The sequence below is a fragment of the Haloterrigena sp. H1 genome, assembly GCF_005938085.1.
In the GTDB taxonomy this organism is placed as follows: Archaea; Halobacteriota; Halobacteria; order Halobacteriales; family Natrialbaceae; genus Natrinema.
This window is the reverse complement of record NZ_SMZK01000005.1, coordinates 13,631-25,924: the sequence shown is the minus strand read 5'-3', so window position 1 is coordinate 25,924 and position 12,294 is coordinate 13,631. Positions and strand designations below refer to the sequence as shown.

Below are 12,294 nucleotides of genomic sequence, written 5' to 3'. Positions count from 1 at the left end.
CGCTCGAGCGCAGATTACAACCCGGCGACGTCCTCGATCGCGTCGGTGAGTTCCTTGATGCTCTCGAGGTCGTGTTCGCCCATGTGGCCGATGCGGAACGTCTTCTCGCCGAGCTGTGAGCCGTAGCCGTTCGAGAAGACGAAGTCGTACTCTTCGCTGACGGTCTCGATGGTTTCCGCGACATCGATGCCCTGCGTGTTCTCGATACAGCTCACCGTCTGGGACTCGTAGCCCTCTTCGGGGAACATATCGAAGTGTTCGCGGGCCCACTCGCGGGTGTATTCGGCCATCTCGCGGTGACGCTCGTCGCGGGCCTCGTGGCCCTCCTCGAGCATGTGTTTCATCTGCTTGCGGTAGGCCAGCATGATCGGGATCGCGGGCGTGGAGTGGGTCTGGCCTTTGCGCTCGTAGTAGTCGATCGTGCGCTGGAAGCCGCCGTACCACGACGCCGAATCTTTCTCGAGTTCGCGCTCGTAGGCGTCGTCGCTGACGACACAAATCGCCAGGCCCGGCGGCATGGCGAAGGCCTTCTGTGAGGAAGCGAAGATCACGTCGATGTTGTGCTCGTCGATGTCGACGTAGTCGCCACCCAGCGAGGAGACGGCGTCGACGACGAAGTAGGTATCAGGGTATTCGGCGACCACGTCGCCGATCTCCTCGATTGGGTTGCGTACGCCCGTCGAACTCTCGTTCATGACGGTCGCGACCACGTCGTAGTCGGTATCGCTTTCCTCGAGTTCCGCGCGGATGTCCTCGGGCTTGATGGCCTGGCCCCATTCGTACTCGAGGCGGTCGACGTTTTTGCCCAGTCGCTCGGCGACGTTGGCGTGGCGCTCACTGAAGCTGCCACAGGTCGGGACGAGGATGTTCTCGTCGACGAGGTTGAGCGTCGACGCCTCCCAGAACTCCGTGCCCGAACCCGTGAGGATGACGACCTCGTTGTCGGTGCCGAGGAACTCCTTCGTGTCCTCGACGATGGTCGTATAGAGGTCGGTCATCCGGTCCATGCGGTGGCCGAACATCGGCTCGCACATCGACTCGATGACGTCGTCGCGTACTTCAGTCGGCCCCGGGATATACAGCGTTTTGTCGGGATAGTCGTCTTTGTATTCCTGTTTCTTGGTCACGGAAACCACCTAAGTACGCTCCACTGGGTCACGAGGTGGTATGGTACTTTTGATACCGCACCGGAACCGGGTTGCGTGGTCGAACTCTCGCAACTGCGTTCGTCCCGGACGAAGCACTGCAAAACGAGCGTCGATTACTGAATGTGACCTTCGCGACGGAGCTGGTCGGCTTCGCTCTTTTCGTAGCGCCAGGTGATGTCGGCCTTTTCGTCCTGCCAGTCCCAGGGTTCGACGAGGACGACGTCGTCCTCGCGGATCCAGATGCGTTTTTGCATCTTGCCGGGAATGCGTGCGGTGCGCTCTTTCCCGTCAGCACAGCGTACTTTCACGCGATTCGCCCCGAGCATGTTCGTGACGGTCGCGAAGACCTCGTCGCCCTCGGGCATCCGGAGGTTCTTCCGACCGCCATCTCCGTCGTCGCTCATGGCCGCGGCTTCGCGTTCAAGCGGTTTAACCCTTTATTGTCTTGATCCGCCCGTCACCCGATGCGACCGTCCCAGCTCGGTGTGCCGTCTCGAGCAGGACGTGGAACCACGCTGCTTATTTCGCTTGGCTCTCGACGCGTGGATATGTTACGAAACCTCGGTGCGGTCGGCGTCGTCGGAATCGTGCTCTTGCTCGCCGGCATCGCACTCGTCGCGTACGAGAGTCTCTTGATCGCCGCGGGGATGGCCCTCATCCTCGCTGGCCTCGGACTGGTCGTCAAATCCCTGATCTCGGGGATGCTCCAGAGCTTCGGGATGTTCTGATCGCTCGAACGAGCGCGACTCGAACACCGGGTCAAGCGTTTTGCCCCTACGTCGCGTATCGACCGTATGGAATACACGCTCCAGTACTACGACCTCGTCTTGAGCGGTATCGGAGCGAGCCTCGGGCTCGGTGCGCTCATCGGTTACGCGACCGCCGTCTCGTTTTTGGCTGCGATCGTCGGCTTCGGCGTCGTCGCGATCGCGCTCATCACCCACGCGCTGTTCATCAACGGGCCGGTCGACGACACCGAGGACCTGACCGAGGAGGTCGCCCTCGAGGAGGTGCCACAGGTGTTGTCGCCGATAGAAGCCGGTCCCGAGACGTAACGGACGGCGACTCGAACCCGGTCAGACCTCGTTGTTCCCGGCGCGGTGCTCGCTGATGAGCTGGTCGACCATCGCGGCTTTCCGATCCCGTTTCCGGGCTTCGGCGCGCTCGTGCCAGTCGTCGATGACTGCTTCGACGTCGTCCTCGCGGGCGACGGCGAGTTCGTCGACTTCCTGCATGGCGACGTCGTCGGCGGGACCGACCGGGATCTCGGCGTCGAAGAGGATCTCGTCGGCGATCTCCGAGAGGCCGCCGTCTTTGAGGATCACGCGGGGCTCGAACTCGGCCACGAGCTCGGCCGTCGACCGACCCGCGCCGCTCGCGTCCCGGATGTAGACCACGTCCCCGCTGGCGATGCCGTACTGGTCGTCGGCCTCGCGGATCGCGCCCTTCGTGAACTTCTCGACGACCTTGACCGGGACCAGCCCCTCTTTCTTCGCGGAGACGTCGCTGAAGTTCGAGTGATCGAGCTTCCAGAGGGCCTTCATCCGCTCGACTTTCTTCTCGAGTTGCTCGACCGTCTCGCGGGCCTCGTCGCGCTCGCGCTCGAGCCGGTTCGCTTTCCGCTCTAAGCGGCTCACCTCGCGGTCTTTGCGGACTTCCTTGCGCTCCTGGCGGCGGGCTCCGCTGAGGCTATTTTCGAGTTCGTTGATCCGTTCGTCGCGGTCCTCGACGCGCCCTTCGAGGGTATCGACGTGTGATTTGAGGCGTTCGACCTGGCGCTCGAGGGATTTGATCCGCTTTTCTTCGGCGGTGAGTTCGCGGGGTTCGTGTTCGGTCGCGTCGTCGTCGCTGTCGCCCTCGTCGTCGCGCAGGTCCCGCAGGACGGCCTCGACGCTCTCCTCGCCGGCGACGACGCGGGCGGTGACTTCGCCGCGATCCATGCCCGGCGGGAGCTTGGCGGCGATCCGCTCGAACTGGTCTTCGTGGGCGTCGAGGGCATAGAGTGCGGCGGCCATCGCGTCGCGCTGGTGGTCGTTCTCGTACGGATGCTCGCGCGTGCGATGTTGTTTCTCGTCGATCGGCAGATCCCGCGTGGGCGTCCAGCCCGCGGCGTCGAAGCTCCGGCGGAACTTCTCGACGGTTTCGGGGATCGGCGTCACGTCGGCCGCGACGATAATCGGCCGGCCGCGCTCGACGATCCACTCGATCACTTCGGCGGTGTCGCTGGTCCGAGAACTCCAGACGTCCAGTACCTCCCCCTCGAGACCGACGATGGCGACGGCGGTCGTCGTCCCGGGATCGATCCCGACGATGACGTGATCGCGGCGTTTGACCAGCGGCCGGAATTCGATGCCGTCGCGGCGCTCGCGTTCGATCTCGACGCGAACGTCACCAGACCGGTTGCGCGAGACGGGGATATCGCTCGGTCGCGCTTCGACGGTGAAGACGGCGTTGGCGAAGCCGCCGTAGGCCTCGCGGACGTCGCGCTCGTATGCGAGGTTCGCCTCCTCGAGGGCGGACTCGACCTCGCGGGCCCGTTTCCGCACGGAGCCGTGGATGCGGCGGGTGTAGCGATCCTCGCTCCAGCCGCCGCTGCCGGTCGAGCGCCCCCGGGAGACCTTGACCTCCGTCGTGTCGGTAAAGGCCGACACTTCGTGGCCGACGTTGTGGGCGGCCAGCCGGGCCGCGGCCTCGGCTTCTTTCATCGGCTCTTTGCCGTATGGGATGCCGTGGCGTTTCGCGACGCGAGACAGCGGTTCGGGCTGTTCGGCACCCGTCACCTGGACGAGCCGCGTCTCGGCGGGCAGCGAGCCAAGAAAGTGGATCAGCTGGTCTTTGTCGGCGGCGAGTTCGTACATGTTGTCGGTCGCGACGATCGCCGGCTCCTCGTCGTCGATCAACCGCCTGAGTTTCCGGTGGGAGACGACGTCCCGGGTGACGTCGTCGCCGTCGTAAACCGCCAGTGCGTACGATGGCGCGTCACCGCGCACGTCACCGCTCTGAATGTCGACACCGAAGACGACCGCATCGAGCGCACTCGTTCGCGTACTCACAGGAGCCTCTAGGAACGAGTCAGCTATAAATCCGGCGCGGCCTCGCGTGGCTCCGTGGCGGCGGTCGTCGTGTGAGAGACAGGTCCGATCGTCGCTCAGGCGAACTCGACATCAGCGAACTCGAACCGGGCACCGCCATCGCGACCCTCGGTCGCTCGCGTCTGCCAGCCGTGGGCGCTGGCGATCTGGCTGACGATCGCCAGCCCGAACCCGGTACCGTCCGCTGAGTCCGTGTAGCCGGTCTCGAAAACCCGATCTCGCTTCGACGCGGGGATCCCGCGACCGTCGTCTTCGACGTAGAACCCGACTTCGTCGTCGAGTCGGCCGACCCGTACCGTAATCTCCGGCGTGCCGTGCTCGGTATCGTCCTGACGACCGTGCGCGACGGCGTTAGAAAAGAGGTTCTCGAAGACGTGCTCGAGACGGTCGCGGTCGCCGTCGACGCGGAACCGATCCTCGAGCCGAAGGTAAGCGTCGGGTGTGTCGATCCGCTTCCAGCAACGTTCTGCGAGGCTGTCGACGGCCAGTGGCTCGGTCTCACCGACGACGTTGCCCTGTCTGGCCAGTGTCAGCGTCGACTCGACGATCGTTTTCATCCGCTCGAGTGCGTCGTCGATCGCCTCGAGGTTCTCCTGCCCGTTCCCCTCTTGGGCGAGCTCGAGATGACCCTGGGCGACGTTCAGCGGATTCCGGAGATCGTGGGAGACGACGCCGCTGAACTCGTCGAGGCGTTCGATCTGTCGTTCGAGTTCGTGTTCGTGATGGAGGCGATCGAGAATGGTCTCGGCGTTGGCTGCGAGACTCGAGGCGATGTCGAGATCGGGCCGATCGAAGGCACCGACTGCGCGCTCGAGGACGCTGAGCACGCCGTACTCGCCGATGGGGATGTACATCGCCCCGCGGGCGTCGCCACGATCGTAGCCGTCGTCGAGGTCGCGGACATCGTCGTGATACTCCGGTTCGCCTCGCTTGTAGACGCGTGTCACCGGCGTTTCCTCGTCGATCGGGTAGTCCGGTCGCTCGCCCAGGTCGATCCCGTCGCTCTCAGCGAGGGCAACCGGCCGGAGGAGGCGTCCGCCCTCGACGATCCGGAATACGCTACTCTCGTAGCCGAAGAGGTTCGTCGCAGCGGTCGCGACGAGTTCGGCGACCGCTTCCGTCGTTTCGGCCTCCATCAACTCCCGTGTCGCCGTGCGGAGCCTCGTGACCTGTCGGTGGTGTTCCCGTCGTTCGGTCGCGTCGCGGACGACTGCTACGACGTGTGTGGTACCATCAGTGTCGATCGGGCTCAGACTGACATCGACGGGAATCGTCGATCCGTCGGCGTGGCGGCCCCTGAGCTCGAGGCCGACGCCCATCGGTCGCCGCGACGGATTTGCCAGAAACGCGTCTCGTTGGTCGACGTGTGTCTCGCGGATGTCCTTCGGCACGAGTCGCTCGACGCGGTCGCCGACGATGTCCGCGGGCTCGTAGCCGAAGAGGTCTCGAATTCGATCGTTCGCGTACGTGATCTCCCCACCCTCGTTGACGGTGATGACCGCGTCCGGCGCTGCGTTCAGCAACGCAGTCGCGGTGTACTGCGGTGACTCCGTCATTTTCCAACTCACTCATCGACTAGTTGATAAAAGTCTGACGGAAGTAGCCGTACGTGATATCGTCTCTCACAGCGGTGGAAGCGCTGATCTGTGCGCCATGCTGGAACGGATCCGCTTCGCCTTCGGGCGATCGTATCAGTATCAGTATCAGGAGCTATCGCCGCCACTGATAGTTAGTGCCGAGGTCGGATGACCGCCGGCGAGCAGTGTGTCGATCGGTTTTCCGGTCGGCCCTCGTCAGTGGGACGGTCGCTGTCGCCCGCCGGTTCGGGACCGGTTACGCGTCGCCGTCGGGATAGGAGAGCTCGAGTTTCTGCCCGTCGTCGGGGACGCACACGTTCTCGGCGTCGCCCGCGAAGACCTCGCGGGCCTGGCGTTCGTGGTCGTCGGTGTACCCGGCGTACCGCGAGGACAGATGCATCAGTGCGAGCCGGTCCACGCCGGCCCGGTTGGCGATCTCGGCAGCCTGACGGGCCGTCGAGTGGGCGGTGTCGGTCGCCCGATCGGCCATGTCGTCGGCGAAGGTCGCGTCGTGGATCAACAGATCGGGCTCGTCGGCGATGGCGATCGTCGCCTCCGCGGGGCGGGTGTCGCCGGTGTAGACGATCGACCGGCCGGGGCGGGGCTCGCCGACGACTTGCTCGGGGTCGACAGCGGTGCCGTCCTCGAGTTCGACGGACTGGCCCTCGTGAAGTTTCGAGAACTTCGGGCCGACAGGGACACCCAGTTCCTCGGCGCGTTCGCGGTCGAACCGGCCCTTACGGTCGTCTTCGACGAGCGCGTAGCCAACCGAGTTGGTGTCGTGGTCGGTGCCGAACGCGCGCACCTCGTACTCGTCGGCACGGTAGGCGACGTCGCCGCCGCCGACTTCGTTGATCCGCACGGGAAACGCCGGGCGGTTCCCGAGGGCGTTGATCAGCGACTTGAGCTGGCGACGCGTGCCCTGTGGCGTGTGAATCGCCAGCGGCTCCGTCCGATCGTTGAACGCCATCGTCTCGAGCAGTCCCGGAATCCCGAGGACGTGATCGCCGTGAAGGTGCGTGACGAACAGGTGCGAGACCGAAAAGCCGGTCCCAAAGCGCATCATCTGGCGCTGGGTTCCCTCGCCGGCATCGAACAACAGTCCCTCGCCCTCACGGGCGATGAAGACGCTGCTTGGATTCCGTTCGGTCGTCGGAATCGCCCCGGCCGTCCCCAGAAACGTCACGCACAGTGGCATCGATCCATGCTCGGCGGGCCGTAGCTAAACCGGCTTCGGATCGTGAGTGTCGCTGGGCTGTATCTCCATTCCCAGCGGCTCGAGTCGGGCGGATTCCAGCCCCTATTTCCGTGGTAGGGTCGCCCAAACGACCTGTCGGCTGTGCTTACTGGCCGGCGGATCGGGCGGGTCGTCTCTGAACGCGCGTTTCTGACGGCAGGTACCGTCGCTGAGATGTCGTGATGGCCGAGGATCGTGCCCCTGTCTTCGACTGGCTCACCGACCTGCGAACGGTCGGCGCGTTTTACGGTCGTCGAACCCGAACACCGGGACGACGACACCTCCAATGAGCTCGAGAGTGACGTTCAGCACGCTCAAGCGGATCGGCGCGATCGTGATCGCGATCGCGATCGTCATCGCAGCCGGGATCCTCGTCGGGCAGGCACCTGCCATCTTCGGCGTCGAGGAACCACCAGAGGCGTCGATCACGTTCGACGACCAGCGGGGCGACGGCACCAGCGTCACGATCCAGGAGGTGACCCTCTCGGACGGCGGCTACGTCGTCATCACCGACGGCGGTGACGTGCCACTTGCCGTCTCAGATCGGCTCGAGGCTGGCACCCACGAGAACGTGACCATCGAGCGTGAGGACGACGCGTCCCGCGAGCTCGTCGGACAGCTCACCGCGACAGTCCATCAGGATACGGCCTCCCAGGAGGGCTACGCCTACGAGACAACCGATGGCGAAGAGGACCAGCCCTATCTCGAGGACGGGTTCCCGGTCAGCGCCACCGCGACGGTGTTGAGCGGCGACAGCGCGGGTAGCAATTCGTTCGTCGTCGAATCGATCGACGCGCCGTCGTCGGCGACCACCAACGAGACGATCTCGGTGAGCGCCCGGATCCGCAATCCGACCGAGTTCCAAGCCCAACAGCCCGTCGCGGTTCGAATCGGCGGGGCCGTCTTCGCTCGTCAGATGTTCGAACTCGAGCCCGGCGAAGTCCGGAACGTGACCTTCGAGACGGAGACGAACGGCGCGCCACCTGGCAACCAGTCGATCGGCGTCTTCACCGACGACGACGGCGAACTCAGTCGGATCGACCTCGAGTTCCACACCGAGCCGAACGTCGCGGTCGACGCCGCGGGCAACGACAGCGTGACGGTCTCCGCGGCGATTCCCGAGGAGGGGGTCGTTGCACTCGAGCGCGACGGGTCGGTCGTCGGGACGAGCGAGCGACTCGAGCCCGGCGAGCACGAGAACGTCACCGTCGACGTAGACGATGACGTCTCGTTCGACGCGGACGACGAACTGACGGTGACCCTCTACGCGGGCGACCCCGGTGACGTCGAGTCGGCGTCGCCGCTCGAGTTTGAGGGCGAGCCGGTACGGACGTCGTTCACGTTCGGGGTCGTGGCCGACGAGTCCGGTGACGGCGACGAGTAACCGACCGATTCTTACCCGCCCCGATCCTAGCCGCTGGCGATGGACGCGCCGCTGTGGACCGAAACCCACGCCCCGGAGCTGGCCGAGTTGCCACAGGACGACGCTCGTGAGTACCTCGAACGGGCCGTCGCAGAGCCGATCAACCTCCTCCTGCAGGGGCCACCCGGGAGCGGGAAGACGGCCGCAGCGCGCGCACTGGCCCGCGAGGCCCACGCCGATCCGGACAACGATTTCGTCGAGATCAACGTCGCCGACTTCTTCGGGCGGACCAAAACCGAGATCAAGAACGACCCCCGGTTCGAGCACTTCCTCGTCGGCCGCTCGTCGATGTCCAAACGGGACATGATCAACCACGTCCTCAAAGAATCCGCGAGCTACGCCCCCGTCTCGGGCGGCTACACTACGATCTTGCTCGACAACGCCGAGAACGTCCGCGAGGACTTCCAGCAGGCGTTGCGCCGGATCATGGAACAACACCACCGGACGACCCAGTTCATCGTCGCGACCCGCCAGCCCACCAAGCTCATCCCCCCGATCCGCTCGCGGTGTTTCCCCGTCTCCTTCCCGTCGCCGACCAGTGGGGAGATCGTGACCGTCCTCGAGCGCATCGTCGAGCGCGAGGGCGTCGACTACGACGCCGACGGCCTCGAGTTCGTCGCGGGCTACGCCGATGGCAACCTCCGGCAGGCGATCCTGGCGGCCCAGACGACCGTCGAGGACGAAGGCGAGCTCACGATGAGCGCGGCCTACGAGACGCTCGGCGATGTCGGCCTCGAAGACGAGATCGAGTCGATGCTCGACGACGCCGAGGCCGGCGCGTTCACCGACGCCCGGTCGACGCTCGACGACCTGCTCGTCGACGAGGGCCTCGACGGGACCGAGGTCGTCGAGTCGATCCTCGAGGTGGCCCGTACGCGCTATCAGGGGGCACAACTGGCGCGGGTCCACTGGCTCGCTGCCGACGTCGAGTTCGAGATGCACGAGGGGACCAGCGACCGCGTCCACGTCTCACACTTGCTGGCCGAACTGGGTCGCAACGCTGAATAGCCGACTCTCGCTTCGTGATACTGCCGGACGACACGATTCACACGGCGATCGCGTGTTCACTGACTGTTGTCCGACAGTATGATCGAAGCACCTTTCTCCGCGCTGTGGGTGAACACGCTGTATGCCAACGGTTCGTGAGACGCACATCGAGAATCGCTTTCGCGTGCAGCCAAACCATGCGAACAGCAACGGCACGCTCCACGGCGGCAACCTGATGAAGTGGCTCGACGAGCTCGCCGGCATGGCGGCGATGCGATTCGCCGGCGAGACTTGCGTCACCGCACAGGTCAACAGCCTCGCGTTCGAACGCCCGATCCAGATCGGCGACACGGCACTGGTCGAGGCCTACGTCTACGACGCGGGGAAAACGAGCGTCCACGTCGCATTACGGGCCAAACGCGAGAATCCACGAACCGGCGAGACCGAAAAGACGACCGAATCCTCGTTTACCTTCGTCGCGATCGACGAGGACGGCTCACCGGTTCAGGTTCCCGATCTCACCGTCGACACGGAGGAAGGTGAACGGCTTCGTCAGCGCGCGATCGAGGCCGACTACTGACCCTGCCCGGCGGGGTCGCCGTCGCTGTGACGATCTTCGAGCACCATCACGTATCGCGTCAGCGACCGATGCACGCGGCGTTCGAAGACTGACTCGATCTCCCAGCCGGCCGCCCGGGCCTCGCTCGCCCACGAGCGATCGGCGACGACGACCGTTCGCGAGGCTACCCGCCGAGCTTCGCTGAGCGCGCCCGCGACGAGGTCCTCGAGCCGGTGGGTATCGATCTTCGACTGGCGGCCGTAGGGGGCGTCGAAGACGACGCCGTCGACCGCGTCGTCGACCAAGGGGAGTCTGGTCGCATCGCCACGGCCGACGTGCCACGTTCCGCGGTCGCAGCCGGTCGGTGAGGGGTCGTCGCGCGCGAGGAAGTGCCGTAAGTTCGTCTGCGCGCCCTCGGCCATCTTCGCCTGCGCGTCGGTCCCGATCACGTCCGCACCGACGAGGCCGGCCTCGACGAGGACGCCGCCGGTGCCACACATCGGGTCCAGAATCGTCCGTCCTGGTTGCGCACCAGCGATGTTCGCGACGGCGCGAGCCAACAGCGGATCCATGCTGCCGGGCTGGAAGAAGGGTTTGTCCGTCGGGGCGCGCGTCCCGAAATCGCGGACGCTCTCGGCTGCGAGCCAGCCGATCGCACTGGCCGAGACCTGCTCGCCTGTGGTCCCTTCATCGCCCTCGAGCGGTTCGAGTATGCTGGCGTCTCCGCTCTCGAATGTCCCCTCAGCAAAGACGACTCGCAGACAGTGGTCGGGGTCGTCGAGATCCACCGTGAAGCCGCGATCGACCAGGATCTGTCCCAGTTCACGCTCCGCGCGCTCGGTGCTTATGCCGCTCGAGCCGTGGACGTCGGTCGCCCGCACCGCGACCGTCCCCTCTCGTTCGATCGGTGCGGTCTCGAGGACCGCGCGAGCGCTCGCGATGTCGGCGTCGCCGCGGCCGAGCAGCTCGCTGGCGCGGTGGGTATAGGCGAGCCCACGGACGCGCTCGGGAACGATCGTCTTCGCGACGGCGAGTCCTGGTGCGATTCGAGCAACGCCGGTCGCGGCGTGTGCCGCTTCACGGGCCGCGAACGCGTCGTCCTCGCCACCTAACTCGAGCAGATACACGGTCGATGGTCACTTCGGGTCGGCTATGAGCCTACCGCTTTTCGTAAACGACACCCCACTACGGCTTCGGTTTGCGTCCCGCCGTGTTGCCGTTCGTCGGCGGCTCATGGCACTCGTTTGCCATTTACTACTGGACAGCAGTCAATACGCGCCGGTCGCGAATTTGCGGCCGACTGCACGTCGGTCTGTCCGGCAGTAACTGTCTGCTTTCCGGAGAGTGTCGCTGCGTTTGATCTCCTGCACCCAAAAATCAGGGCGTTCTGGACCGGTACCGGTGTATGAACCGGATATATCAGGTGTCGGCACCAACCTTTATAAACCTTAAATACGTCTTTTTAAGCGACTAATGACGGATCCGAAGGACACTATCAACATCGAAAACGTGGTGGCGTCGACCGGTATCGGACAGGAACTCGATCTTCAGAGCGTCGCGATGGACCTCGAGGGTGCCGATTACGACCCCGAGCAGTTCCCCGGTCTCGTCTACCGAACGCAGAATCCCAAATCCGCCGCGTTGATCTTCCGGTCGGGGAAGATCGTCTGTACCGGCGCGAAAAGCACCGACGACGTCCACGAGAGCCTGCGGATCGTCTTCGACAAGCTTCGTGAACTCCAGATTCAGGTCAACGAAGACCCAGAGATCGTCGTCCAGAACATCGTCACCTCGGCCGACCTGGGCCGCAACCTCAACCTGAACGCGATCGCCATCGGGCTCGGCTTAGAGAACATCGAGTACGAACCCGAGCAGTTCCCCGGCCTCGTCTACCGACTCGACGAACCCGAAGTCGTCGCGCTGCTCTTTGGCTCGGGCAAACTCGTGATCACTGGGGGCAAAAAGCCAAAAGATGCCGAGCACGCCGTCGACAAGATCGTCTCCCGCCTCGAGGATCTGGGGCTGCTCGAGTAACGCCGTCCGCGTTCGGTTTCACTCGAGGCGACGCCACCAGCGTCAGTCCGTTCATACTGCCGGCCAACACGGTTCACACGCCGCTCGCACGCGAGCTACGACGGTCTCCACGGACTGTTGTCCGACAGTTGCAGCGACGTATCGCCGGTGACCGACTGCCGTCGGTCACGCACCCGCGACCGTCCGCTTTTACTACTTTTCAAGAGTGATGACGTACCGCCGTTCGGAACTGTCTCG

General features: G+C 64.7%; 12 protein-coding genes. 6 read left to right on the top strand and 6 right to left on the bottom strand.

Features of this window, described 5'->3' with window-relative positions; all coding sequences use genetic code 11:
- Nucleotides 1–14: 14 nt before the first annotated feature.
- On the bottom strand, nt 15–1,127 hold the full coding sequence (locus E2L06_RS20550) for an alanine--glyoxylate aminotransferase family protein (protein ID WP_138783348.1): 1,113 nt from the start codon (nt 1,125–1,127) through the stop codon (nt 15–17).
- A 134-nt stretch (nt 1,128–1,261) separates the two neighbouring features.
- The gene (gene eif1A, locus E2L06_RS20545) at nt 1,262–1,552 is read right to left on the bottom strand and encodes a translation initiation factor eIF-1A (protein WP_138783222.1); all 291 of its coding nucleotides are present in this window, start codon (nt 1,550–1,552) and stop codon (nt 1,262–1,264) included.
- A gap of 144 nt (nt 1,553–1,696) precedes the next feature.
- Here eif1A and E2L06_RS20540 point away from each other — a divergent pair, with 144 nt between their 5' ends.
- Together E2L06_RS20540 and E2L06_RS20535 are read left to right on the top strand one after the other, a co-directional pair.
- A complete protein-coding gene (locus E2L06_RS20540) occupies nt 1,697–1,876 on the top strand; it encodes a hypothetical protein (RefSeq protein WP_138783221.1) in 180 nt (59 codons plus the stop codon).
- A gap of 66 nt (nt 1,877–1,942) precedes the next feature.
- Nucleotides 1,943–2,203, top strand: a complete 261-nt coding sequence (locus tag E2L06_RS20535; RefSeq protein WP_138783220.1) for a hypothetical protein — start codon at nt 1,943–1,945, stop codon at nt 2,201–2,203.
- Nucleotides 2,204–2,224: 21 nt separating this feature from the next.
- Here the strand turns inward: E2L06_RS20535 and E2L06_RS20530 are convergent, their stop codons facing one another.
- From E2L06_RS20530 to rnz, 3 genes are all read right to left on the bottom strand, one after another.
- Nucleotides 2,225–4,201 (bottom strand): DUF460 domain-containing protein, encoded by a 1,977-nt coding sequence (locus tag E2L06_RS20530; protein WP_138783347.1) that lies wholly within the window; start codon nt 4,199–4,201, stop codon nt 2,225–2,227.
- A 95-nt stretch (nt 4,202–4,296) separates the two neighbouring features.
- Nucleotides 4,297–5,796 (bottom strand): PAS domain-containing sensor histidine kinase, encoded by a 1,500-nt coding sequence (locus tag E2L06_RS20525; RefSeq protein WP_138783346.1) that lies wholly within the window; start codon nt 5,794–5,796, stop codon nt 4,297–4,299.
- Nucleotides 5,797–6,073: 277 nt separating this feature from the next.
- Nucleotides 6,074–7,015: a ribonuclease Z gene (gene rnz, locus E2L06_RS20520; RefSeq protein ID WP_138783345.1), complete on the bottom strand. Its 942-nt coding sequence runs from the start codon at nt 7,013–7,015 to the stop codon at nt 6,074–6,076.
- Nucleotides 7,016–7,340: 325 nt separating this feature from the next.
- On the opposite strand from rnz, the gene E2L06_RS20515 reads away from it, so the two are divergent.
- The 3 genes from E2L06_RS20515 (at nt 7,341) to E2L06_RS20505 (ending at nt 10,044) form a co-directional block, all read left to right on the top strand.
- Nucleotides 7,341–8,438, top strand: coding sequence for a DUF4179 domain-containing protein (locus E2L06_RS20515; protein WP_138783216.1), 1,098 nt, complete (start codon nt 7,341–7,343; stop codon nt 8,436–8,438).
- A 39-nt stretch (nt 8,439–8,477) separates the two neighbouring features.
- Complete coding sequence (locus tag E2L06_RS20510) at nt 8,478–9,485, top strand: AAA family ATPase (protein WP_138783344.1); 1,008 nt, start codon at nt 8,478–8,480, stop codon at nt 9,483–9,485.
- 121 nt (nt 9,486–9,606) lie between these two features.
- Complete coding sequence (locus tag E2L06_RS20505; protein ID WP_138783215.1) at nt 9,607–10,044, top strand: acyl-CoA thioesterase; 438 nt, start codon at nt 9,607–9,609, stop codon at nt 10,042–10,044.
- Here the strand turns inward: E2L06_RS20505 and E2L06_RS20500 are convergent.
- Nucleotides 10,038–11,150 (bottom strand): THUMP domain-containing protein, encoded by a 1,113-nt coding sequence (locus tag E2L06_RS20500; protein ID WP_138783214.1) that lies wholly within the window; start codon nt 11,148–11,150, stop codon nt 10,038–10,040. The genes E2L06_RS20505 and E2L06_RS20500 overlap by 7 nt on opposite strands.
- Nucleotides 11,151–11,496: 346 nt before the next feature.
- Between E2L06_RS20500 and E2L06_RS20495 the strand changes: the two genes are divergently transcribed.
- Nucleotides 11,497–12,057: a TATA-box-binding protein gene (locus E2L06_RS20495; protein ID WP_005554970.1), complete on the top strand. Its 561-nt coding sequence runs from the start codon at nt 11,497–11,499 to the stop codon at nt 12,055–12,057.
- Nucleotides 12,058–12,294: the final 237 nt, after the last annotated feature.

What these genes read in the sequence shown, in the direction of transcription:
- eif1A (WP_138783222.1), bottom strand. Translation starts at nt 1,552, where the DNA reads ATGAGCGACGACGGAGATGGCGGTCGGAAGAACCTCCGGATGCCCGAG.
- E2L06_RS20505 (WP_138783215.1), top strand. Translation starts at nt 9,607, where the DNA reads ATGCCAACGGTTCGTGAGACGCACATCGAGAATCGCTTTCGCGTGCAG.
- E2L06_RS20515 (WP_138783216.1), top strand. Translation starts at nt 7,341, where the DNA reads ATGAGCTCGAGAGTGACGTTCAGCACGCTCAAGCGGATCGGCGCGATC.
- E2L06_RS20525 (WP_138783346.1), bottom strand. Translation starts at nt 5,796, where the DNA reads ATGACGGAGTCACCGCAGTACACCGCGACTGCGTTGCTGAACGCAGCG.
- rnz (WP_138783345.1), bottom strand. Translation starts at nt 7,015, where the DNA reads ATGCCACTGTGCGTGACGTTTCTGGGGACGGCCGGGGCGATTCCGACG.
- E2L06_RS20540 (WP_138783221.1), top strand. Translation starts at nt 1,697, where the DNA reads ATGTTACGAAACCTCGGTGCGGTCGGCGTCGTCGGAATCGTGCTCTTG.
- E2L06_RS20535 (WP_138783220.1), top strand. Translation starts at nt 1,943, where the DNA reads ATGGAATACACGCTCCAGTACTACGACCTCGTCTTGAGCGGTATCGGA.
- E2L06_RS20510 (WP_138783344.1), top strand. Translation starts at nt 8,478, where the DNA reads ATGGACGCGCCGCTGTGGACCGAAACCCACGCCCCGGAGCTGGCCGAG.
- E2L06_RS20495 (WP_005554970.1), top strand. Translation starts at nt 11,497, where the DNA reads ATGACGGATCCGAAGGACACTATCAACATCGAAAACGTGGTGGCGTCG.